Below are 23,152 nucleotides of genomic sequence, written 5' to 3' on the forward strand. Positions count from 1 at the left end.
TCCTTAACGGCTACGTGTGAGTGCCGCCACACTGGGCCGTCTGGGCCAACGATCGCTGACCATTAGCCGGTCACGAATCCGCAGGGGCACCAGTAGTAATGTACCTATTGCAGAATCTGCAGGATGGGCCACTTGGCAGTAGATCAAATTCGGCTTCCAAGCAGCTCCCCCGAGGAGGGTCTCCTCTGGCTGTCAATCTCTCCTACAGTGGGGATATCTGCCCAAGACTCTGGCGGAGTGGACTTGGGGTGGAAGTGTCACGTAAACCGGCAACAGAAGTGCGTACGAGCCTCTATCGCCTATATGGGCTGTCGTCTTTGGACGAGGCGGTCCAGCCCAAGTATCGAGAGAGCCCCACCTTCTCGTCGACTGCCGTGACTGTTGGCGATCGACCTGCGGTTCTGATTGCGGGGACTACCCCTGAGAAGATCGTGAGCTGGGCCGGTGTGCTTGCTGGCCTTACCGGGGAAGAAGTGGATCTCCTCAACACCACCGCGGCCGCAGTTCTGATCATCTCATCGGCTTCGGCCTCCAGCATCCCAGCTATCGCCATCACCCAGAATGGGCAGCGAGTCCGGTTTCGGGACCCGGACAGTGACCTCGATTCGTCTCCAGTTCAGCCTGAAGGAGGGTCCGAGACAGCGTGGGCCCTCACCTACGGAATGGGTTTCCAGCTTCTAGATCAGGCGAAGGTAGACGGCGGCTTTGGGCAGAGAGTCGCAATTAGGAGCGCAGATCCAAAGGATCTGAACTCCGTTACGCGAGTGACTTTGGATGAACGGTCGCGGGTTGAGCGTTCATCGATTCCGGGCGGAGCGCACCTTCGCGGGTTCGGTGTTGGTGATCTCGGTGAACTCGTTACACGCCTGGTCGCTTCGGCGCGGATCACTGGTCTCAGCACGGGCGACAAGCCGATCAAGGTGCGAGGAGCAGACGCTCTGAGCGTGCCGCTCTCCAAGTCGCCAACGATACTCGTCGAGGATCTCGACATTATTGAAGCTCTCTTGGGAGCGGAACCTGCAAGCGTCGAGCTCGGCCTATTGGAGCAGCTCGTCTTGATCAAGGATGCGCCCTTGATGGCGAGGCTCGACCAGAAGCTCATCACAGCCATGGGAACTACGAATAGCCCCCCCCTCGCTTTATCCTGGCCTCACGAGCGGATTGAAGAGAACGGCACACCCACATCTTTCAAGATCATTGGAAATGGAAGAAATGAGGCTCAGGACGGCACACCTGAACTGAGTGACCTTCTTCCACTCATCACCGAACTACCGCACGCGCAGCAAGCCGATGAGTTAACTCGCCTTGGCATCATGCTTTTTGGCGAGTCGCCTCATCAGGTAGCGCTGTTCCGGTGACTCGGTAGCACTCTTCTGCGGAAGTGGTAGCGGCCCGGACTGTTTGCCCGGGCCGCTGCGGTTTCACTCCCAGTAGGTGTCGTGGCTGCGGGTTTACTCGTTGCGGTGCCGGCGCATGTCGATCTGGCCCAGGTTGATGATCCGGGCGTGGTTCGCGAGGCGGTTCACGATCGAGTCCGCCGCGACCCGGTCGGGCAGTTCAGCTACCCAGTGCGCCGGCCCGGTCTGCGAAGCGATCATCGTCGGCAATCGGTGTTCCCGGTTAGCGAGGACGGCGAACAAGTCGCTGGCGGCATCGCTGTCGATGCCGACGGTGAGGAAGTCATCGATGATGAGCAGGTCAACGTTGGAGAGCTCGTTCAGTAGCTTTTGGTGCGCGATCCCGTTGCCGCGGGCGATGACGAGCCGCCGGGCGAGGTCGTCCATCCGGAAGTAGGCGACCGTGTGCTCGCTCTGGCAGGCGCTGATCCCCAACGCTGAGGCGAGGTAGGTTTTCCCGCCTCCGCTGGGCGAGATGATGAGCAGGTTCATCGAATCCGCCCGCCACTGATGGGCGGCATATCGGCGCATCCGAACCGGGGTGATGCCGCGCCCGTCGCGGTAGTCGACTTCCGCGACTGTTGCTGCGGGAATCGGAAGCTGCGCCTGGCGGATCAGCCGCTCGACTTTGTTCACCCGCCGGGATTCCAACGCGTCGTCGACGGCGGTGAGGAAGAGCTGCTCAGGGGTGAGGGTGTCGTTGGCCTCGTCCTGGATCAGTTCCTCCAGCCGGGTCGCAACGTGGGTGACGCGCAGGGCGCGGAACTTGTCGTAGTCGATGCTCGTGAAGGTCATCGCCTGGTCCCTTCGCCGATCTCGTAGTGGGACGCGTCGCGAACATAGACGTCCGGTCCGGTGGCCCGGAAGACGACGGTGCTGCCGCGCTTGCGGGTCGAGGCCGCCGGGATCAGCGGCTTCGGTTTCTTCGCGTCGCTGTCGATCGTGGCCATGAGGTGTTTCAGCGTTGTGTAGGTGGGGTGCCCGTGGCGGTTCAGCAGCTCCTGGCAGGCGGCGTCCAACCGTTGCCGGTTGTTCTTGCCGAGCCCGTCGAGGATGTTCTGGCAGGCCAGATACCCCTGCGCCTCGATGCTCTGACTGTCGAGGATCTGCTCGATCACCGTGACCGTTGCCGGGCCGAAACTGCGGGCCCGATCGGTGAACCACCGCCTGGACCACAGCCCATCGATATTGCGGTGTTGCGGCGGGACATGTTCCGGCAGGGTCGAGTACTGGCCTTTGCGGCCCGTCAATCGGGGGTGTTCGCAAATGATCTCGTTCCCGTCGAACACTGTCACCGTTGAGGCGGTCAGCCTCACCCGCAACAGCTTGCCGGCCAACGCGAACGGCACCGAATACCGCTGGGTGTCGGCGGTGACGTGGTAGTTGCGGGCCGCCTTGAGCTCCTTCCACTGGACGTCCTCGAATGACGCGTCCGGCAACGAACCCAGCAGCTGCCTCTCTTCGGCGTCGAACCTCTCCCACCGGGTCGAGCCGTCGGCGCGGCGGATATCGTGGTTGATTTCCCGAATCCGCTCGACGATCGCGTCGTTCAACTCGGCCAGGGTCGTGAAGACGTCGTCCTCGAGATACCCGATGACGCGTTTGTTGACGACGTTCACCGCGTTCTCGGCTGATGCCTTATCCCGGGGGCGCTTCACTCTGGCGGGGACGATTGCGCACTGGTAGTGGTCGGCGAGCTGTTGATAGCGGGCATTCACCACCCGCTCCATATCGCCCGGGTGGGACCGGTTCGTCGCGGTCGTCGGGTTGTCTGGAACGATGATCTGTGGCACTCCGCCATAGAACGTGAATGCATGAACGTGGGCGTCGAGCCAGGCCGGCGACTTCATATCTATGAAGGCGCGGCAGAACATCATCCCGGAAAACGGCAGCACCGCGACGAACAGCACCGCCTTCGTGATTTCGCCCGTGACCGCGTCGGCCAGCTCGATGATGTCGCCAGCCCAGTCCACCAGCATCGCCCGGCCCGGCTCGTGGTTCAGTACCGCGACCAAGTCGTGGCTGCGGACGTAGTCGGTGAACAGGGCGCAGAACTGCGAATAGCCATACTTCTTGCCCGTATCCTTCGTGTCGACATAGCGGCGCCAGGCCAACAACAAAGTGAAGTGCCGGTTCGCTTTCATCGACGCCAGCACCCGAGACAGGTCGGGCTGGTCATACTCCTCAGACACCTTCCGGCGCCCGTCCGGGAACCACCCGACAAGATCAGCGTCGCTGACCGCCGCCGCCACGGTGATACCCCGCTCCTGAATTTCCTGGCTCACCCGGGCCACGGCACGATGCGAGCACCCCGCGATCTCCACCACGTCCCGATAGCTGCGCCCCTCCAGCAACAGCACCAGGATCTTTCGATAATCCGCCATGTACAAGCACTCCAAACGTGAACGACAACACCCCATGTGATGTCGTTCACAGCAGAGCAGCACACCCCCTTCCAGCGCTACCCTGTCCCCGGAATCGTGCTACCGCCTCGCCGGAACAGCGCTACCCGATAGGGCGACTCGCCACTTTTCAAGGACACGGACGGCGCCGAGCCAATCAGTGCAAAAATCCCTATCCGCCGGTGGCTCTCCTTCCAGGCGGACCTGGAAGACAGGCGTTTTTGTTTGCACGACGGACGCTGGTACGTCATGGACAAACCTTACGCAGACCAAGTGAGGGAACGAACCAAGGCGATCTTTGATCGCGGGCCCGGGGTTAAGGACCTCCCTGATTGGCCTGCCGGGACTTCAGAAGCCGAGTACAACGTGTTGCTCGCTAAGTCTCTGGGCGGGCTCTGCATCGACAAGAACCTCATGCGAAGCGAGTTCCACAAATATGGAATCGAGCCGTGCGATGTCCTACTTCGGGACGGCACATACATCCACGTGAAGAGTATTGACTCCTCTGCTCCGGCAAGTCATCTACTGGCACAAGCCCTGGTGTCCGTCGAAGTGCTTACCTACGACACGGCCGCCCAAGCCGACTTCCAATCGAAAGTCGCAAAAGGTGGATGGGATCCAAGCCTCCTTCGCAAAAAGCCGACCCGCGTAGTTTTACTCGTCGCGCGAAAGGACAAGACGATCGGCCCGGATTCGCTATTTACCTTCACGCAGGTCAACCTAGCGCGCCAAATTTCGCACCTGGGCGCGCAAGGGGTCGAAGTATTCATCGCACCGGTGCGTCGGCACACCTGAAAGGTAAGCGTGACGCAGCCGATGGCCGCTGTGTCTCTACCACCCAACTGACCGTTTGACCCGACAGAAACGAGACCTGACAGATGGCTGGTGAGCCGTACGAAACGCGCTCAGTGAATGAGACCGCGTCGGAAACGGGCGCGATCAGCGCAGTGTTCATCGTCGTGGCTTTGTTGCTCATCCTCATCAGTTCAAGCAATGACATCGGCAAAGCGTTGACGTGGGCCGCCGACGCCGGAAGACTGCTCTACAGCCACCTCGGATGGACCCTGAGCATCTACATCACGGCTCTGCTCGCGTTCTACGCGGTCTCCCTCGGCGGTCAGATTCTCGGCGGCCCGGACGAGGCCGCCCGCACTCGGCGAGTGTTGGGATTCGTCGCGGAGCTCATGGCCGCGGCGACAATCACTCTCGTGGCATTCATAGCCGTTTACTGCTGGCAATACCCGCCGATGTGGCCAGTTTTGATCATCCTGCTCCCCGTGGTCGGGCTTCTGCTCTTTCTGGCGCTGCAGCTGGGCAACTTCCTTGTTCTCGATCTGGAGACCAGGATTGCGCTCACTGAGAAGACACAGGAGCAGACGAAAAATCGGCTGGAGGGCGTAACCGAACGATCGCAGCGATCTTTCTTCCTTGTGTGGGCCCTCAACTCTGCGGTGATTGCTTTCGGTGCCCTCTGGGTCACCTTGCCCTTAAGCCCGCTGTCTTCGGTCCTTGTTATGTGGCTGATTTACCTCGTGGCAGTCGCGCTACTGCTCGGTGTCAACGCGATGACCATGACCACCTTCCTGACGTCCCGCGATGCTCAAACACGGGTAGTTATTTGGGCGTTTCCCACACTGACCTACGCGATTCTGGTGGTAGCGGCTATCGCTCTGCTTCTTGGGGGCAATGATTCCCCGCTACCGCAGCTGGGATGGGCATTCATCCTCATCATCACGACCACGCTGACGACGTCGTACTGGCCACGTTCGCATGCCCCTCGATGGATTCTGGACTGGTCCATTAATGGATCGGCAGCGCGGCTCGCAGAAAGGACTCTGTCGAAGCAGCACTCAAAAGCGGCCGGAGAGTACCGAGCGTTGACGGCGCTGCGGTCTGTCACGCCAATGCCCCCGAGCCCGCTTCGTCGACTGCGGGATGCCGTCTTTTCGCAGACTCGCGAGCGATAGCCGACACGTCCAGTCCGACATCTCCACCCGGTTCGCTCCCATAGATAGAGCGGTATTCAGCCAGTGCGCCTCTTGACTCACGGATTTGGCGCGGGTGGCCTGACGTAAGCGCGAAGCCGTTCTACAGTTGGCGGCCGTCATCCCGGGAGTGCGGGTCCTCGGACTGTATTGTCTGGTCGCCGCGGGTAGCCTGTCTGGCCTTCACGGTAAGGCCAGCTGCGCGCTGTGCTTCCCGCTGCCGGTCGGCCGTGGCCCGGTTCGCCGCCCGCATCGCGTCGAGCGCGGTGGCTGGCTTCTGCCGGCCCGCCTCGGGCGCGTTCAGCGCGGTGGGCTGAGTCTGTGCCTTCTCCACAGCCGTCACGCGGGCCGCGAGTTCGGCACCAACGGTGCGCTCCCGGTACGCCGCCGGGATGGCCTGCGTTTGCGCCGGTTCGACCTTGTACCGGTCGCGGAACACGTCGACTTCAGCGGCGAGACGCACCCACTCCTGCCTGCGGGTCCCCTCGGCCGGGGTTTCGCCAAGCTCCAGCGCCCACTCGGGCTTCTCGGCGGCGATCGCCGTTCCGCGTTCGTCGAGGCGCACGGCGAGGTACTCGTACCGTTCGGCCAAGTGCTCCCGCCAGGCGGGGTCGGTGCCGGCGGCGTCGAGCACCCGTCGGTCAGCGATCCACGCTGGCACCGCCGGACGCTCGTCTACTGCAGGCGCCTGGTCGGCGGGACCTGTTTCGATGCGTAGTTCCATCCGGTGGGAGAGGACGGCGCCGACGTCGTCGGCGGTGCCGCGTTCGCGTTCGTTCCACGACTCCCGGAGCACCTGTGCCGGGTCAAGGCCCTGGGTTTCGGCGCGGGTGAGGGCCGCTGCAACAGCTCCCCAGCTCTCGGAGCTGGTGAGGTTCCGGGCGTCCTGCTCATCGAGGGCGTGGTGCACAAGTTGGGTGAAGCGGATGGTGTTGGCGCGTTCGGCGACGTCGCCGAACTGGTCGATGAGGGTGACCAGGTCATCGACGCGGGCTTGTTCGGCACGGATGGTTTCCGTCGTGGAGAGCATCCCGTCGCTGTGGCCGGCGATGCTTGCCAGGACGTCGCTGATGGGTTGGGCGTCTTGGGTCTCGACGTAGAGGTGGTTGGCTTCCTTCCCCCGGGTCAACCCCACGTAGACGAGCTCCCGGGAGGTGGAGGAGTCAGCGAGGACGTGAGCAGTGTCAGCGGTCATGCCCTGGGCGCGGTGAATGGTCGATGCGTAGCCGAGCTCGACGTTCTTCTGTACGTACTCGGCGGGGAGGGTGATGCGGCCGCCGTGTCCCGCATGGGTGACAGTCAACGCCCCGTCGGCTTGCACCTTTCCCACGATCCAGGCGTCACCGTTTTTGACGCGGTCGGTGCCACGCCCGGTGCGGAGGGTGGCGTCGTTCAGCCGGGTCACGATCCGGTCGCCCTGGTACGCGGCGAGCCCGTCGCGCAGCTGCGCGGACTTCTTCCCGGTGACGAGGCCGGCGCCCATCCGGTAGGCCTGGGCCCGCGTGTTGAGGTCGGTGACGGTGACGTTTTGTTGGGCGAGCATGACGGCGTTCTTGCCGGTTTCGTCGTCGTGTTGCCAGGCGGCGAAGACGTGGTCGGTCATCCGGTCGATGCTGCCGCCGGTGACTCGGTCGTTGTCCACGTACCAGCGGAACGGGTCGCCCACCGTGGCCGGGTCGCGGAGCTGCCGGGTCGCTTCGGCTTCGGCCGGGGACGTGAACCGGTGGATCTCCTCGAGCTTGATGGAGCCGACTTCGCGTTCCAGGAGGCGCAGGGCCCCGCCGGACTCGACAGCTGCGAGCTGCCGGTCGTCACCGATCAGGCGCACGTGCGCGCCGTGCCGCTCCGCGATGCTGGTGACCTTGGCGAGGTTGAGGGTGCCGGCCATGCCGGCCTCGTCGACGACGATGATGTCCCCCGCCCGCAGCTTCAAATCTTCGGGGTGGCGGCTGTCCGGGGTGGCGTCCCCGTGGGTGTCGTACGCGCGGACGAAGGAATGGATCGTGGCTGCCGGCACTTCCACGGCGTCGCGGAACACGGCGGCTGCCGTCGCCGACGGCGCCAACCCGATCAGCCGGCCACCGGCCTGCTCGGTCGCCCGGGCCGCCAACGCGAGGGCGGTGGTTTTCCCGGCGCCGGCGGGGCCGGTGCCCACGACGAGGAGCGTGCCGGATGTTGTGAACTCTCGTGCCAGGGCCCGCTGCCCGGCATCCAACGGCCCGGTGTGACGTGCGGCCGTGCGGTCGAACTCGGCCACCGTGATCGGGGCGATCGTGCGGGTGCGGCCGGCGGCCAACAACGTGTCTTCGGCGGTGAGGAGGCTGGTGGAGGTGAAGAGCATGCGGCCCTTGTGCTCGTAGATGCTCGACCCGTCCCGGCGGGTCAACGGTTCGAAGGACCCGTGCGGAGCGGACGGGGTGACAGCGATCGAGTCCGTCTCCAAGGCGCGCCGGGTGATCTGTTCGACGGTGCCAGCGGGTACGGGTCCGAGGCTGGTTTCTTTCTGGACCCAGCGGCGGCCTTCGGCCTCGATCATGTGCGGCCCCCAGACCGCGTGATGCTCCGACACCGTCAACACCAACTCGCGCGCCGCCCGGTCCACATCCACCACACGCGGCTCCCCCTGCCTGCTGCCCCTGGCCGGTGCTGCGGCGCGGGCATCCTTCAGGAGGTTCATGACGGTGGCAGCACCGACACGTTCGGCGGCCTTCGCCGCCCACTCCGTGCGGAGTCCGGCGAGGGAGCGGGCGTGGGCTTTGGCGGGGCGGGTCTCGAGGGTGGCCTGCTGCGCCAGTTTGATCCGGGCGACCGCGTCCGGGCTGCGCCCATGAACGGCCCGGTAGTCCTTCTCGAGCTGCCCGATGACCTGTTTGATGTCCGCGGACCGGGTCGAGAACTGTGCGGTGAGGCGCTCGTCAACACCGGCGATCTCGACCACGGGGCGTTTGCCCGGGGTGACTTCCCGCAGCTCCGTGGTCAAGCCGAGGCGGGTGGTGACTTCGTCCATGACGCGTTGGTTGTAGAACTCGGAGGCGGCCACACCTTGACGGTGGAGGAGCTTGGAATCGATCGTGCGCCACTTCCCGTCGACGCCTTTGACCTTGTTCGCGACGACCAGGTGATCGTGCAACTGGGGGTCGCCGTTGCGGGAATCGTAGTGACGGAACAGCGTCGCGACCAGGCCACCCTCAACGTCGATCTGCGCGACCCCGTTCGTGCCCGCGCGCGTCGCGACAGCTTCCCGTTCGAGGTACTTTACGGTGTCGGCGATCGCGGTCGCTTGCGCCGACTCGATCGTCTTCCGGGTGTCCTCGTCGCCGAGACCCCAGAGCACGGACACGCTCTTCGCGGGCGAGAACACCAGGTCAAAACCCGCCACCGCCTGCTGCGTCGGACGTGTTGCGGCGGTGATGAACCGGCCCAGCTCTTCCTTGTCCGCCGGCGGCCGGCCCTTGGCCGCGGCGAACGCTGCGGCACCCTCACGGGCACGGATCGTGCGCCGCTCAGTGACATTGGGCTCCCGCTTGTGGGTGGCGGTGAAGTCGGTGTAGCCGGCGGCGATTTTCGCGGACAGGTCGGTGCCGCCGGTGTTGTACCCGTAGTAGGAGCGGCCGAGCTTGGCGGCCTTCGTGGCCTCACCAACGGTCTTGCCCTGCGCTTGCGCTTCCGCAATGATTCGTTCGGCGTCGGGGTGCAAACCCTCACCGTAGAGGGCCTTCATCTGCTCCTCCGTCACGACCCCGGACACACCCAGGGCGGCCAGTCCCCCGCCGACCCAGACACCGGGAGGGTTGCCATCCTCGGTGTAGTAATCGCCCAGCTCACGGCCGCTCTCACGCTTGACATCACCCGTCACGGTCTCGCTCGTGTAATACACATACCCGTCTCCCGCAGAGAGGATATGCATAGTCATCACCCGATCACTTTACCTCGTCTATTACTAATGCCAGAGGTGTGACAAGTACTTATGCGAAGAATGAGGATGCAGTTGGGTCACGATCGAAAGATTGGGTTGCATGGATGCTGGGGCTCTGGTCGACGCGAGCCTGCGGAGAAGGGCTATCGAGACGACGAAGCAGGCCGTGCACAGCTCGCAACTGAGCGCGCCCGACCGTACGAATCCGGGCCCTCCGGTTTCGAACTTGGGCGGGCGATCACGCGCGGTGGACTCCCGCATAATGGTTCTTCACCCACGAAAGGGGTACACCCATGGCTGATGTACGCAAGTCTGCGAAGCAGACTGCCGCCCGCTCTCGCGCACGCGAGAAGGCGGCAGAGTTCCGTGCGAAAGAAGACAAGCTCGAGCAGCTCGCCACTGACTACTTCGTGGCCACTGACTCCCTCGACGAGATCGACGCGACAGCACAGGCGGAAATCACCGCCATCCAGGAACGCGCAGCGAAGCAGAGCGCAGCCGCCCGCACAGAAGCTGCGGCGCTCATCACGTCCATGCTCGAACTCGGCACCCCGAAGGCCGAAGTCGCCGGCCGCCTCGGCCTCGCACTGCGCGACGTCAAGAAGACCCCCACCCCCTGAAACCATTGAGCCCTCGATGAGGCCGCCGGCCTGGCTGGTGTGGTTCACTTCGGCGGGGCACCTAGGTCCTGTCTGTCCCGCCAGAGTCTCGCCGGAAAGTGCCGCGCGGTCCGCCCACGGGTGTGCGCGGAGAGTTCGCCCGGTCCCTCGTTCTGGCCAGGTTCCGGGTCGGCGCCGCCACTATCGACGGCGTCCTCTGTGCAGAATCAGCCGTAACCCGCGTCGGCGATTGCCCCGGTTGGTGAGTTTCTGGGGTGTCGAAAATGCCCCCCTTGATCGCGTCTCAAGGGGGGCCGTTCGATAGTCAGTCTTGGTGGTGGTCGTCTCCTTCTTGGTCTTCTGCGGCGTGTGCCGTCACCCAGGTGTTGGCGGCGGTGTCGGCGCCGACGGCGCGGAGTATCCCAGCGAGGGCGTCCACTTCGGTGCAGCTCATCCGCGGGCCCACGTCGCCCGCGAAATCGGCGGCCGCGAACACGTCGACGAAACGCGCCGCCGCGGCGGCGGCGCTGCTGGCATGAATGGTGGGTGTGTTCATTGCTGGTTCTCCTGGTCTATCGGGTGGGCGCGGTCACGGCGGTGAGGTCGACGCGCTGCAGGATGACTTGGGCGATGTGCACGGGGCTGTAGATGTAGTCGTGGAAGTGTCCGGCGACGTAGATCCCCTGAGGCACCGGGGCACCGGTGAGGGGCTCACCCTCGGGGGTGAACAGAACCAGGTCTGTGTGGTCGCTGTCGGTGCTGATGAGGTGCTGCGCGACCCGGTATCCGGCGGCCGTGTAGTCACGGTGGGTGTTGATCCCGTCGCAGGAGTACCGCACGACCCGGGGCATGTCCTCACCGTCGAATGCGACGAGCGCGGACCCCTGGTCGTCGTACCCGTCCGTCATGCTGTTGAACTTGCGGCCCTCGTAGTGGCCAGTCACCGCGCTCACCTGCCGGTCCGTGGGTCCATCGCTCCACGACACGTTCATCCACGCGGCCGCGGTCCCGGTGCTCATCCGGACGCTGAACTTCACGCCGGGAAACGCGTTCTTCAACGCCACCCGAACCAACTTGGCGGTGTCCTTGGTGCTGATGTAATCCGTCATCGTCGTATCTCCCTAGTTGCTCAGCGCGGTGGTGGGCTGGTTGGCCCGGATGTTTTCCCAGTGGGCGAGCCGGGTGCGGAGCTCCGCGATCCCGGCGAGCTGGGCGGCGGTTCGCGCGGCGACGACTGCCGGGTTCTCGGGGGCGTGGGGCGTGGCGTATCCATCCCAGTTGAGGGTGCGTTCGCGCCTGCGGATCGAGCTGGTCAGGTGGCGGATCTTCCACTCAACGTCAACGGGAGCCGTTGTGTCTGCGGGGGTCTGTGTCTGTTCAAGCATTTTCTCTCCTCCAAATTTTTTTGCCTTTCGGCGGTTTCTCCACCCTCATGGAGTGCTGTCGGGGTCAAGCCCCAAGGAACGGTTGCAGGCCAAAAGTTATGGAGGAGCAAAGCGGGGGAAGAAGTTTTTGCCGAAACTGTGACGACGGCTTGACGCCGGCAGCACGCAGTGAACAATCCCCCAGACGAAAAGCAACAAAGTCACCGTGAGCCGCACTACACAGTCGGGCACCAGAATTCCTCGTTCATCTGCTCGACCCGCATCAGAGGATCCGGAACCGGGACGCCGGCAGGCAGGGTCCGTGTCGTCACCGCGTCGGTGACAGCGAGGACCTCAAACCACTTTGGTATCGGCTCATGCGACGTAGATGGTGCGCCTACGACCTCCACCGGTCGTGGGCAGACCTTGTGAGTGTCAGAGCCCAGACCTACACTTCTAAATATCGAATACATGTTCTAGAAAAAGGGAGGGAGTCACGCATGCCGCAGATCATTGACACCCGCGTCGACGTGGAGCTTTCAGCCGACGGCGACCCATGCGCATTCGTCTGGAACCGATTCGAGCACACCATCATCGGCCAGCCGCAAGCGATCTTCACCCGCACCCGCTGGTGGGAGACCCCGGGCACACCGACCTGGATCGACACCGAGCTGTGGCGGGTAGACGCATCCCGCGGAGGCGAGGAACAGCACCGGTACGACCTAAAGCGAGACGCCGACGGGTGGATCCTCGCCCTCGACTGGGGATGATGATGCTCCTCGGTAATTTCCGGGTGGACCCCAAGAAGACAAACAGGTACCGCGGCTACCGTGCCAAACACGTCCGAAAAGAGGAACCGACATGATCACCGGCCGACTGCAGAACCGAACACCAGACGACATCCAAGTCAACGCACTGTCCTCCCGCGAGTGGAGAATCTGCGATAACCGCATCGCCCAAGACAACGCCCTCTCCCTCATCGGCTTCATCGACAACCACCACGGCATCTACGAAGTCATGGAATTCATCGACCCCGTCGAATACACCCACTTCCCCAGCCTGGAGACCGCGATCTCCCACTTCATCACCACGCAACCCTGACCCCCGGCACAGTGCCGACCGAAAGCGGAACCCGGAGTGGGGACGCAATCGTGGACTTTGGGCAGAGGCCAGTGAGCGCTCGTTCGGACTCGCAATAGCGGATTGATAGGTGGGGCCGTTGCATCGCCCGTGACTGTGGGAATGTTAGCGGATGGGGGATTTCGTTTCGGCCTGCCGACCGTTCGTGGCCACTGTGGAGCGTGGCCGATGAGTGCGCGCGGCTCCATTGGGTCGATGATGGCGGCCACGCTCGTGTCCCGGGCGCTGGGGTTTCTCAAGGCGATCCTGCTCGTGGCTGCCATCGGCGGGACGAGCGCTGCGGTCGGTGGGCAAACGTTTGAAATCGCGAACTCAGCACCCACGTATCTCTTCGCTCTGATCGCGGGCGGCGTCTTGGGAGCGGTGCTCGTCCCGCAGATCGTTCGGAACTTACACGACGGCCCGGTCGGCCAGGAAAACACCGACCGGCTCCTCACGATCGTCCTGGTCGGCGGAGCCCTGGCCACGGTCATCCTCACTCTGCTCGCGCCGGGCATCGTCTGGATTTACGCGACGACCTGGTCGGCGCAGTGGCGAGGGCTTGCAACGTCGATGGCGTACTGGTGCTTGCCGCAGATCTTCTTCCTAATCGCATTCGCTGTTCTGTCCCAGGTCCTGAACGCGCGCGGCGTGTTCGGTGCCCCCGCGTGGGCGCCCGCGATCTCCAACCTGCTGGGGATCGGCGGGATCCTCGTGTTCCTCTTCGTGCTGCCGTCCGGGCTGGGAACAGTGGGCTCGTGGAGCCCCATGATGGTCGCGGTCCTCAGCGGCTCCGCCACGCTGGCCATCGCTATCCAGGCTTTGCTGCTACTGATCCCACTGCGAAGAATCGGGTTTCAGCTCCGATTCCGCTGGGGCGTTGGTGGTCTCGGGCATATGTCGACATTGGCCGGCTGGACTCTCCTCGGGGTCATCGCTGGCCAGGCCGCCTACCTGGTCACCGCCAACGTCGCCAATAGTGCCGGGAAGACCCTCAACCAGCTGGGCATCGACGGACCGAGCCTGAACTCTCTCTCGATCGCGTACCTGCTGATGCTCCTGCCGCACGGGATCGTGACCGTGTCACTGACGACGGCGCTCTACACACGGATGAGCGGCTCAGCCGCACGCAATGACCTCGCCGAGATCCAAGCACTCTCCAACCTGGCCATGAAACCAGTCGCCTACGTCGCGATCGCTGCCACTGCAGCATTCGTAGCGCTGGGCCCGCTGATCACCGAAGTGCTCTTTGGTAAACCAATCATCGGGCACGTACTCCAGGTCCTGGCGATCGGGCTCGTTGGCTTCAGCCAGGCCTACGTGCTCAACCGAACTTCATTCGCACTACAGGACGCCCGTGGCCCCTTCGCCACCCAACTCGTCATCGCCGGGCTCTCCGCAGCCGGCGCCGCAGCCGCTCTCCTTCTTCCACCTGAACTCACCGTGATCAGAATCGCAGCAGGAATCTCCATCGCGAACTTCGCCGGCTGGCTTACCGCCCACCTGTCCCTACAGCGGACACTCCGAAACCGCGGTCACGTCCCCGTCGGGCGACCCCGCGCCATCCTCGGCTACGCCCGCCTACTGGGCGCAGCGATCATCAGTTCCGTAGCCGGGATGTCCCTGCTGGCCTCCATCGGAACGCCACCAGGATTCATCGGCCAGGCCATCCTGCTGGCGGCTGCGGGAGTCGGCGTGGTCGCGCTTTTCATCGCGGTGAGTTGGCTACTCGGCGACCGAACAATAGGCGACCTCCGCCGACGGTAGACGCCACAGGGGCCATGGCTCCGGCCGCAGAGACGGCAGGAACCTATTCACGCCAACGGAATGCGACAATCCCACAAGCTAACCCTCTGCGGGACGGCGCAGGGAGCATGCGGTCGCTGGGGCGCGCTTCGCGTAGTGCGACCGCTGGCGATGCTCCTTGGGCTCAGGGCAGATCAGTGGTTTGAGGCCAGAGCCTGGCCGATAATGCGGGCCCCGTCGGCGAATGCGCCGGGGTTGGGGCCGGAGTAGTTGAGTCTGATGAAAGGTCCGGTGGGTTCCGCGGGGAACCAGCTGGAGCCCGCTGCGATCAGTACTCCGGCGGCTTCGCAGTCTGAAACCAGGCGGTCGAGGTTGGTCTCGTCGGGCAGGCGTGCCCACAGGTTTAGGCCGCCGGCGGGGACGGTGGCGATATGCGCGGCTGGTGCGTGTTCGCGCAGGCTCGCGAGAAGGAGATCGCGTCGTGCCCGCAGTTGGGGGCGGAGGTTGCGGAGGTGGGTCTGCCAGCCGGGTTGGGTGACGACGTCGAGTGCTGCGGCTTGGAGGAGCCCACTGACATACATCGATTCGGCACCGCGGTCGGCGAGGATGCGTTCGCGGGCGGGACCGCGGGCAATAATCGCCGCGATACGAATTGAGGGCGAGATGCTCTTGGTGAGCGATCGCACGTAGACGACGTGTCCGGCGTCGTCGCGAGCGGCGACGGGGTGCGGGTCGGTGCTGATGCCGAAGTCATGGGCCCAGTCGTCCTCGACGAGAAAGGCCCCGTGCGCACGCACAACGTCGAGGATCTGCGTGGCAGCGGCATCCGACCACTGTGTACCGGTGGGGTTGGCGTAGCTGGGTTGTGCGTAAAAGACGCGGGAGCCGGTTTCATTGAAGGCGCGGGCGAGTGCGTCGGGATCGGGGCCATCGTGCCCCGACGGTACGGGGACGACCTCGACGCCAGCTTGGGCTGCGGCCTGGATCGCGCCCCAGTAGGTGGGCGATTCCATCAGCAGCGGCTGGCCGGTGGTGACGAGGGCGCGAAAGATCGTGGCCAGGCCGCTCTGGCTTCCGGGGAGCACGACGACATCGCTGGGCAGGGGCGGGGTGACGCCGACCGGTGTCGCGGCACCGAGTTCGTGGGCGAACCAGGACTGCAGCTCCGGAAGTCCGGCCACCGGTGAGCGCGTCAGCGCAGCCTCGCTCCGGGCTGCGCGGGCCAGCGCAGACCGGATCAACCGCTCCGGCAGGAGTTCACGGTCGGGGTACCCCGCGTGCAGGGCAATCGCGCCCTGCGGCGCTGTGCGGATCGCGCTGCCCAGCGCCGAGATGCGACTCTGCGGGGAACGCATCGCTGCCGTCTGCCAGCTGTAGTCAAGCGGGCGCGCCGTACGCACCGCGCGAACGAACGTGCCAGCGCCGGGGCGGGTTTCGATCAGTCCTTGAGCCACGAGAGTGCGGAGAGCCTTCTGAACCGTCACCGGGCTCGCCCCGAATTCGGTCACGAGTGTCCGGCTGGTCGGCAGCCGGGCGCCCGGCGCGTGGCCCGAGATCCACGCGCGTAACGCGGCCACGATCCGAAAACTGCTATCGTTATCCATGTTGGATCATAGTAGCGCTATCAAAAAAATTTCTGCACCGCTATCATCGTCGCGTGCGGGCCTCGCCTGGGGATTGCTCGGCGTTGCCGCGTTCTCTTTCACCGTTCCCCTCACCCGCGTCGCCGTCGAAAGCATGTCCCCGCTCTTCATCGGATCCGGCCGTGCCGTCATCGCCGCCGTGCTCGCCGCGGCCGCACTGACTATCACCCGACAACGTTTTCCCCGCGGCATCCAGTGGTTTCGCCTGGCCGTGGTCGCCGGCGGCGTCGTAGTCGGTTTCCCCCTCCTGACTTCGTTCGCCCTCACGACCGCGTCGGCCAGTCATGGTGCCGTCGTGATCGCTCTGCTCCCGGCCGCGACAGCTGTCATGGCCGTTATTCGAGGCAAGGAACGACCGCCGCTGCCCTTCTGGATCATGGCCGCCATCGGCGCGCTGGTGGCCGTGGCGTTCGCGTCGGTGCAAGGTGGCGGAATCATCCGCTTGCAGTGGTCGGACCTACTGCTTTTCGGCGCCGTGGCGGCGGCCGCCATCGGATACGCCGAAGGTGGCCTTCTTGCGCGTGAGATCGGGGCATGGCAAACCGTGTCCTGGGCACTGATAGCGGCCTCGCCACTCATGGTCCTCCTGACCATGATCGCCATCCTCGAACAGCCCCCGACCGGCACACTGACCCAATGGGCGGCAGTCGCCTATCTCGGAGTGGTGAGCATGTTCCTGGGCTTCTTCGCCTGGTACCGCGGACTCGCCATCGGGCCCATGGCCCAAGTCAGCCAGGTGCAACTCACCCAGCCCGTCCTCAGCATCCTCTGGGCCGCAGTGATCCTCCGCGAACAGTTGACCTGGCAGACCATCCTCGGCGGCATCGCCGTCATCCTTTGTGCCGGCATCGCCGTTCGAACGCGCCTCAACCGCACCCCGCTCCCGCGCTCCATCCGGCACCCTGCAGACGAAACAGCACCAGTTGAGGTAACACCCACCGCCGCTCGACTGTAAGAGGGGCGTTGAGCGACAGATCCGGGAGTCAGGGCCACAACACCCTCATGCAATAGTTCATGCCCCTCCTGCCTGTCCCCCGCGGTGCTGTCGGTATCCGTCGGTGCAACCCGATGGCCCGGCCTGGAAGAATTGAGAGATGACCGTAACCCTTCAGCGAATCCTCGCGGGCGATTTCCCAACGTGGATTGAGCAGAGCTGCACGGAGTACGCCGGTGATTTGCTTGCCCAAGGTCGATCACACGAGGAAGCTCGGCGCATAGCGGTCGAGAGCATGGCTCGTTCGTTCCCGGAGGGTACTCAAAGTCCGGGCAATGAGGTCTTTCACGTCATGAACGATGCTGGTGAGGCGATGGGATATCTGTGGATCGGGCAGGATGTCACCACCGACCCGGGGGCGTGGTGGGTCTGGGACGTTTTCATCAACGCCGACCAGCGTGGCCAGGGTCATGGGAGAACAACGATGCTGATCGGCGAGGAATATGCACGCTCCCACGGTGCGCGCTCTCTTGGCCTCAGCGTCTTCGGGTTCAACACCGGCGCCAGGCGACTTTACGATTCCCTCGGCTACGAGACAACTTCGGTGAAGATGCTCAAGAGGCTCGACTGAGCCCTCTCTTCGCTATTGCTGGTTGGCGTCACCGCCGGGCAGTGCCTGTTGAGTGCGCGTGTTTGGCTGGACGACGTGCTGGACCGTCCTATTTCGGTGGCCGTGGGCCGTAGCCCATGGCTCGGTCGGCGCCGACGTGGAAGAGCCAGCATCCGGCGATGAATGCCAGTGGCCACAGCGGAATCTCGAACACGTAAAGGAGGCTATAGACGGCGATCAGGACCGCGGGGGCGGCGTAGTTGTGAACGAGGTTGTATCCGTAGGCTCCGGCCCGGTTGCTGACGGCGTATCCGATGAAGGAAAGGTCGAAGACAAGGAACAGCGCCGGCAGCCACCACCAGCTGAATCCCCCCAGAATGAAAAGGGTCGCGGCGGACGCAGCGACCGCGGCACCCTCAGTCCGGTGGATAGGGCTCACCGGACTGGATGGGGCCTTCGCGCGTTGCTCTGCCCTGGGCGCGGCGCTTTTTGTCATGACTCGGACCAGTTCGCTAAAGCGGTCACGACGCTCGTGACGAGCCTCAGGTAGCTGCGTTCGAGGTCTACCGGCAGCTCGAAGCCGCCGTCTGTCTCAAGTGCGACAAATCCGTGCAGCGCGGACCGGAGGAAACGGGTGGCGTCTACCGCGTCATCGTCACGGAGGTCGTAGCCGGCGAGGACGTTGTAGACGACGTCGGCGATCGCGGAGGACGCCTTCAGGTCTTCGTCATCGCCGGATGCCGGTGCGTGCACCGTCATCGGGTACTGCCCGGGGTGCTCGAGCGCCCAGCTGCGGTAAGCGAACGACATCCTCTCGATCGCGTCGTCTCGGGAGCGTCCGATGGCCGCCTGCCCGAGGGCGTGGGCGAGGCTCGCCTTAGCCTGGATCATGATGCCGCGTCGAAGGCCGGGCATCCCGTCGATGTGCTTGTACAGCGACGATATGCGCACATCGAGGCTTTCGGCCAAGGCAGCGAGGTTGAATCCGGCTGAGCCGCGTTCGTCGAGCATCTGAGCGGCGCGATCGACGACCATGGCCGTGTCTAGTCTGGGCCTAGGCATGGTTCTTCAGGGTGCTGAGGAACCGGACGATGGCGGCCGAGGTGCGTTCCGGTTGCTGCGACTGGGGGTAGTGCCCGGCGTCCGGAACCATGACCGCTTCACCGTGCAGCGTGCGCGCGATCCAGTCAGCTTCTGCCTTTGGGTCCTTGAAATCGGGATCCTTCTCACCCATGACGATGAGGACGGGAGCTGTGACGCGGTCCAGACTGTCACCGGCCTGGACGTGGTCGGTTCGCGTCGTCAGGCTGAAGGCCCGCGTGTAGCCGGGGCGCCTGATGCTCGCGATCACGTCCTTCTTGTACTCGCTGAAATCGGTCGGCGGCGTTCCTACATAAAGCTTAGGCAGGTACGCCTTCCACGCGACCGCAGCCCATGGGCGCGCCATGAGCAGGCGCAGAAACAAGCGGTTGAAGCGGGTGTTGGATGCCGGCTCACGGACGAAGGGCCCCACCAGGACCAGGCCGCTGACCAGCTCCGGGCGATCGGCCGCAGCGATCACCGCCGCTCCCGCCCCCATGGAGTTCCCGACGACGACCGCCGGTTTCCCCAGGTCGTCAAGAAGCGCCACAAGGTCACTCGCAGTAACGGCATCCCCATAGCTGGAGAACACGCTGCTACTGTCCCCATGGCCGCGAAGGTCGGTCGTCGCAACCGTGTAGCCGGCCGCAACAAGGGCAGGAGTCAGAAACCGGTAGGTGGATCGAAGGTCGCCCATGCCCGGCACGAGAAACACGAGCGGCCCGGCGCCCTGGATGTCGTACGCGATTCTTCCTTCCGGGTGAGCAAGGAATCGCGTCGCTGGTGGCGGTGTGGTGTGTTGAAGAGTCATGCGGCTAATTTAATTAGCCGCAGCGCTAATGTCAATAGCCATTTCATGAAGCGAGGCGGCCCCTGACCTTAACCTCATCAATCGGAGCGAGGGCCCTTTGGGAACGACTTAAGGACGGTCGCTGTCGCGGGCGCCCTCTCGGGGCTTCTCGTTCGTCCTACGCGGACCGCAGCTGATCTTTGACGGGCACGGGTGTAGTACTTCTGAGCAGAGGCACGGATGCGGCTAACACGAGGGTGAGCGCCATGCCGGCGCCGACGAGAAAACCAAGTCGAGGGTCGCCGGCGTCCACGGTGAACCCCACGATTACCGCGGCGACCGCTGCACCCGCGTTGACTGCGGTGTTGATCCAACTGGATGCCTCGGTACGTACTTCGACGGCGGTGATGTCGTCGGCGAGCAAGTAGCCGGTGACGAGCGAAGGGGCCAGGAAGAAGCCCACCGCGATGAGCCCGAACCCGAGAACCACGACAGACCCAAGAGTCGCCAGAAGTGCACACAGCACGGTCATGAGAGTGCTCGAGATGAGTAGTCGTTTCACCAGCGAGCTCCTCCATGTCCGCTGGCCGTAGAGCAGGCCTCCGACTGCACTTCCGGCGGCGAAAGCGGCGAGCAGGATTCCGGCCAGGCCCACCGATCCCTGGCTGTCGGCGACTGCGGGCGCGACGACCTCCACGGTCCCGAGCGTGACTCCCACGCCGAGCAGCGCGATGAGGACTGCGACGAACCCGCTCTGTCGTAGCGGCCGTGAACTGTTGCGCGGGGAAGTGGTGACGGCACCGTGCCCTCGCGAGAGCGGGCTGCTGGTCATGCCGAGCGTTCCGACAAGCGCCACCAGGGCGGTAGCGAACAGTCCGACCGACGGCGATGCCGCACCCACAACCGCAGCTGCGATCAACGGTCCCGTCGTGAAGAGTAATTCCTCACAGACCGCGTCGACGCTGTACGCCTTCGTCCGCAATGCTCCCGGCTCTGTGATTGAACCCCAGAGCACACGCATCGAGGCGCCGAGCGGTGGCGGAAACAACCCCACCACGGCCGCGAGGCCAACCAGCACCCCTACCGGCGGCTCGGACTGGGCTGTCAGTACAGCAATGCCACTGAGGCCGGCGGCGAAGGCGATGGCGAGTGAGTTGAGTGCGAACCGCTGCCCGCGTCGGTCGACGAACCGTGCGCGGTAGGGGGATGCGATCACGTTCGCGAGTCCGAACGCCCCGGTTGCCGCGCCGGCGACCGCGAACGAGTCGGTGCTCTGCTGCACTGCGAAGAGCAGCACCAGGGTCACCATGGCGAACGAGAGGCGTCCGACCAGCGCGGGAACAAAGACCCTGAGTGCGCCGGCTGTGCGCACTACTTCTAGGTAGCCGCCACTCATGTGCGCGGGACCGTGTCATGGTTCGAGACCTCGAACAGGGCAAGAGTCGCACTGATCCGGATGCCGTCTGGCGTGGCAGAGGGCATCGCCTCCTCGTGGATTAGTCTTCCGACCTCGCGGGACATCTCACGGATGCGTTCCCACGCCTCGGGGGAGACCGTGACCTCGACCTCGGTGAACACGAATTCGGATTCCGACACGTAGCGCGCGCTGCGGGCAATCAGTTCTGCCGCGAGAGAGATCATCAGAGCCTGGTGCTCGTCGGCAGGTCCCGAGCCGAGCACTTCGCCGCTGGCAGGGTCGTGGCGGTAGCGTTTGGCGGTCCCGCCGCGGATGCTCATCTCCTCGACAAGCTGCACGAGTCCGGCCTGAGCCAAACGACGCAGGTGGTAGCTCACGTTCGCCTGGCTCTCACCCAAAATTCGCGCTGCCTCAGTAGCGCTGAGAGCCTCCGCCGTCAGAATCGAAAGCAAGCGCAGGCGCAGCGGGTGGGCCACGACCCGCAGGCCATCGAGATCGTACGGCGTGGTGGCATCCGGCATGCTCACACGATATGCCTAATCGAACCCGACCACAAAATTGTTCTTTTGCGGTGACTTGTACGGGATATATAGACCCGACCGGCTCACGTCATCTGCCTGTGCTCAAGTGCCCGATAGCCGGACGGTGACCGGGCACTCCCCCACCGTTCCCGCTTTCGTGGAGTTCTGCAATCTCGGGTGACGCGTTTGCCCCGCCCGACATTAAGCCCGATGACCGGGCGTGATACGCACGAGGTTGAGCACGACAATGGATGTCTCGCAACCCATGGGTTTCGAGGCGCTGGAGTTTTGCGACAAATTTGCCATCCCGCTCCGTGGCATTTCCTGCGTCAGGGAGTTTCCTCTCATGGATCACTTAATGTGGCAGATGACCTCGCCGTGGAGGATGGAGAACCATCCGTCGTCGTCGGCTGACCAGTCGTTCCAGGCTTGGCTGATCCGCTTCAGATCTGTTTCGGTCGCCTGCCCCGAATCGACGAGTTGGTGAGCGATCGCGGAGTTCAGGATGCGGTCGGCCCACATCCCTCCCCAATAAGCGCGGTCGGCCGGGGTGGCAAAGCACCAGGTACTGGATGTGGCGGTGACGTCGGTGAGCCCTGCAGCGTGTGCCCAGGAGAGCAGGCGTCGTCCGGCGTCGAGTTCGCCTCCGTTGGCACGTGCTGCTGTCCGGTATAGGTCGAGCCATTCCTCGAGCTCCGGTATCAGTGGCCACCAGCAGAATCCGCTGTAGTCACTATCGCGCACGGCAACAATGCCTCCAGGTTTGGTCACCCGTGCCATTTCGCGTAACGCTTGAATTGGGTCGGCGATGTGCTGAAGTACCTGATGCGCGTGAGTGACATCGAATGTGTTGTCTGAGAACTCGAGCGCGTTTACGTCGGCGACCTGGAAGTCGATATTGGTAACGCCGCGCCCGGCAGCCGTCGCCCGGGCGAGTTCCAGTTCGGCAGTCCCGATCTCGGTTGCCGTCACTTCTGTGACCAGGCCTGCGAAGTCTGCAGTGATCGTTCCAGCGCCGGCACCGACGTCGAGCAGCGTGTCTTCATGGCGCAGCTTCGGCAGTAAATAGGCGGCTGAGTTCTCCGCGGTGCGCCACCGGTGCGACCGCAGCACTGATTCATGATAACCATGGGTGTAAACCGTCACGAGAACTCCTTTGCGTCGTTGATCGCTTCCGCCTCAGCATCGCGCGGTCTGTTCCTCAGCCACCGAGGGCGTCCGACCGCTGCTGGTAGGCCTTAACAACGGCGACCATGTCGAGTTGACCCCATCCGGCGTCGTCGGTCTGATGGTACAGATCGGCGCAGATGTCGATGATGGGTGCGGAGACTCCCGCGTCTCGGGCCGCATGAGCGACGAGGTCGGCGTTCTTGATGACGTCGGTGATCGCGGCTTGCACTTCGAAATCGCCGACGCGCAGCTTGTCGGTCTTTGTGCGCGCGAGCGCACTGTCCATCGGGCCGGCGGAGAGCACCTGCGCGAAGGCATCAAGATCAAGCCCGAGTCGGGAGGCGAAGTTCACCGCCTCGGCGAGCGGAATTTGTCAAGGTGGATGAGGCCAGCGTGAGTTTAGGCGGCTAGTTTCGGTTCGCTTTCTTGTGCTTCGGTGGGCTTGTTGATCCAGGCCGC

General features: G+C 64.1%; 22 protein-coding genes and 1 pseudogene. 9 read left to right on the forward strand and 14 right to left on the reverse strand.

What is annotated here, in order from left to right:
* Positions 1-254: 254 nt before the first annotated feature.
* Positions 255-1,358: a DUF6119 family protein gene (locus IWX89_RS18845; protein WP_196904736.1), complete on the forward strand. Its 1,104-nt coding sequence runs from the start codon at positions 255-257 to the stop codon at positions 1,356-1,358.
* Between the two features lie 93 nt (positions 1,359-1,451).
* Here IWX89_RS18845 and IWX89_RS17070 read toward each other — a convergent pair whose 3' ends face one another.
* Together IWX89_RS17070 and istA are read right to left on the reverse strand one after the other, a co-directional pair.
* Positions 1,452-2,192: an ATP-binding protein gene (locus tag IWX89_RS17070; RefSeq protein WP_196904737.1), complete on the reverse strand. Its 741-nt coding sequence runs from the start codon at positions 2,190-2,192 to the stop codon at positions 1,452-1,454.
* Positions 2,189-3,781, reverse strand: coding sequence for an IS21 family transposase (gene istA / locus IWX89_RS17075; protein ID WP_231383445.1), 1,593 nt, complete (start codon positions 3,779-3,781; stop codon positions 2,189-2,191). Before istA ends, IWX89_RS17070 begins: the two co-directional genes overlap by 4 nt.
* A 165-nt stretch (positions 3,782-3,946) precedes the next feature.
* On the opposite strand from istA, the pseudogene IWX89_RS17080 reads away from it, so the two are divergent.
* Positions 3,947-4,594 (forward strand): annotated as a pseudogene (locus tag IWX89_RS17080) (DUF6119 family protein); the annotation flags it as partial.
* Positions 4,595-4,707: 113 nt separating this feature from the next.
* The gene (locus IWX89_RS17085) at positions 4,708-5,766 is read left to right on the forward strand and encodes a hypothetical protein (protein ID WP_196904738.1); all 1,059 of its coding nucleotides are present in this window, start codon (positions 4,708-4,710) and stop codon (positions 5,764-5,766) included.
* 121 nt (positions 5,767-5,887) lie between these two features.
* Here IWX89_RS17085 and mobF read toward each other — a convergent pair whose 3' ends face one another.
* On the reverse strand, positions 5,888-9,697 hold the full coding sequence (gene mobF / locus IWX89_RS17090; RefSeq protein ID WP_196904739.1) for a MobF family relaxase: 3,810 nt from the start codon (positions 9,695-9,697) through the stop codon (positions 5,888-5,890).
* 296 nt (positions 9,698-9,993) lie between these two features.
* On the opposite strand from mobF, the gene IWX89_RS17095 reads away from it, so the two are divergent.
* Complete coding sequence (locus tag IWX89_RS17095; protein WP_196904740.1) at positions 9,994-10,320, forward strand: hypothetical protein; 327 nt, start codon at positions 9,994-9,996, stop codon at positions 10,318-10,320.
* 304 nt (positions 10,321-10,624) lie between these two features.
* On the opposite strand, the gene IWX89_RS17100 is transcribed toward IWX89_RS17095, so the two are convergent.
* From IWX89_RS17100 to IWX89_RS17110, 3 genes are read right to left on the reverse strand one after another with little or no spacing between them, the layout of a single operon-like run.
* Positions 10,625-10,855 carry a hypothetical protein gene (locus tag IWX89_RS17100; protein WP_196904741.1) on the reverse strand — a complete coding sequence of 77 codons (231 nt, stop codon included), beginning with the start codon at positions 10,853-10,855 and terminating at the stop codon, positions 10,625-10,627.
* Positions 10,856-10,871: 16 nt separating this feature from the next.
* Positions 10,872-11,408, reverse strand: coding sequence for an LPD29 domain-containing protein (locus IWX89_RS17105; protein WP_196904742.1), 537 nt, complete (start codon positions 11,406-11,408; stop codon positions 10,872-10,874).
* 12 nt (positions 11,409-11,420) lie between these two features.
* Entirely contained in the window at positions 11,421-11,684 is a 264-nt protein-coding gene (locus tag IWX89_RS17110) for a hypothetical protein (RefSeq protein ID WP_196904743.1), read from the reverse strand.
* A gap of 479 nt (positions 11,685-12,163) precedes the next feature.
* Here IWX89_RS17110 and IWX89_RS17115 point away from each other — a divergent pair, with 479 nt between their 5' ends.
* From IWX89_RS17115 to murJ, 3 genes are all read left to right on the forward strand, one after another.
* Complete coding sequence (locus IWX89_RS17115) at positions 12,164-12,433, forward strand: hypothetical protein (protein WP_196904744.1); 270 nt, start codon at positions 12,164-12,166, stop codon at positions 12,431-12,433.
* Positions 12,434-12,524: 91 nt separating this feature from the next.
* Positions 12,525-12,764 (forward strand): hypothetical protein, encoded by a 240-nt coding sequence (locus IWX89_RS17120; RefSeq protein ID WP_196904745.1) that lies wholly within the window; start codon positions 12,525-12,527, stop codon positions 12,762-12,764.
* Positions 12,765-12,971: 207 nt separating this feature from the next.
* Complete coding sequence (gene murJ / locus IWX89_RS17125) at positions 12,972-14,549, forward strand: murein biosynthesis integral membrane protein MurJ (RefSeq protein WP_196904746.1); 1,578 nt, start codon at positions 12,972-12,974, stop codon at positions 14,547-14,549.
* A 173-nt stretch (positions 14,550-14,722) separates the two neighbouring features.
* Here the strand turns inward: murJ and IWX89_RS17130 are convergent, their stop codons facing one another.
* On the reverse strand, positions 14,723-16,132 hold the full coding sequence (locus IWX89_RS17130) for a PLP-dependent aminotransferase family protein (RefSeq protein ID WP_196904747.1): 1,410 nt from the start codon (positions 16,130-16,132) through the stop codon (positions 14,723-14,725).
* Between IWX89_RS17130 and IWX89_RS17135 the strand changes: the two genes are divergently transcribed.
* Both IWX89_RS17135 and IWX89_RS17140 read left to right on the forward strand, forming a co-directional pair.
* The gene (locus tag IWX89_RS17135) at positions 16,131-17,126 is read left to right on the forward strand and encodes a DMT family transporter (protein WP_196904748.1); all 996 of its coding nucleotides are present in this window, start codon (positions 16,131-16,133) and stop codon (positions 17,124-17,126) included. The two genes, IWX89_RS17130 and IWX89_RS17135, sit on opposite strands and share 2 nt — an antisense overlap.
* 139 nt (positions 17,127-17,265) lie before the next feature.
* Positions 17,266-17,736 (forward strand): N-acetyltransferase, encoded by a 471-nt coding sequence (locus IWX89_RS17140; RefSeq protein WP_196904749.1) that lies wholly within the window; start codon positions 17,266-17,268, stop codon positions 17,734-17,736.
* Between the two features lie 88 nt (positions 17,737-17,824).
* Here the strand turns inward: IWX89_RS17140 and IWX89_RS17145 are convergent, their stop codons facing one another.
* From IWX89_RS17145 to IWX89_RS17175, 7 genes are all read right to left on the reverse strand, one after another.
* Positions 17,825-18,154, reverse strand: a complete 330-nt coding sequence (locus IWX89_RS17145; RefSeq protein WP_196904750.1) for a DUF4260 family protein — start codon at positions 18,152-18,154, stop codon at positions 17,825-17,827.
* A gap of 53 nt (positions 18,155-18,207) precedes the next feature.
* On the reverse strand, positions 18,208-18,750 hold the full coding sequence (locus tag IWX89_RS17150; protein ID WP_196904751.1) for a TetR/AcrR family transcriptional regulator: 543 nt from the start codon (positions 18,748-18,750) through the stop codon (positions 18,208-18,210).
* 19 nt (positions 18,751-18,769) lie between these two features.
* Positions 18,770-19,606 carry an alpha/beta fold hydrolase gene (locus IWX89_RS17155; RefSeq protein ID WP_231383447.1) on the reverse strand — a complete coding sequence of 279 codons (837 nt, stop codon included), beginning with the start codon at positions 19,604-19,606 and terminating at the stop codon, positions 18,770-18,772.
* Between the two features lie 157 nt (positions 19,607-19,763).
* Positions 19,764-20,957 carry an MFS transporter gene (locus IWX89_RS19055; protein WP_196904752.1) on the reverse strand — a complete coding sequence of 398 codons (1,194 nt, stop codon included), beginning with the start codon at positions 20,955-20,957 and terminating at the stop codon, positions 19,764-19,766.
* A 20-nt stretch (positions 20,958-20,977) separates the two neighbouring features.
* Positions 20,978-21,523, reverse strand: a complete 546-nt coding sequence (locus IWX89_RS17165) for a transcriptional regulator (protein WP_196904753.1) — start codon at positions 21,521-21,523, stop codon at positions 20,978-20,980.
* Positions 21,524-21,874: 351 nt separating this feature from the next.
* Positions 21,875-22,669: a class I SAM-dependent methyltransferase gene (locus tag IWX89_RS17170; RefSeq protein ID WP_196904754.1), complete on the reverse strand. Its 795-nt coding sequence runs from the start codon at positions 22,667-22,669 to the stop codon at positions 21,875-21,877.
* 55 nt (positions 22,670-22,724) lie between these two features.
* Positions 22,725-23,045 carry an NAD-binding protein gene (locus tag IWX89_RS17175; RefSeq protein WP_196904755.1) on the reverse strand — a complete coding sequence of 107 codons (321 nt, stop codon included), beginning with the start codon at positions 23,043-23,045 and terminating at the stop codon, positions 22,725-22,727.
* Positions 23,046-23,152 lie beyond the last annotated feature (107 nt).

Origin of the sequence: Cryobacterium sp. MP_M3 (assembly GCF_015752155.1) — a bacterium.
Classification (GTDB): Bacteria; Actinomycetota; Actinomycetes; order Actinomycetales; family Microbacteriaceae; genus Cryobacterium.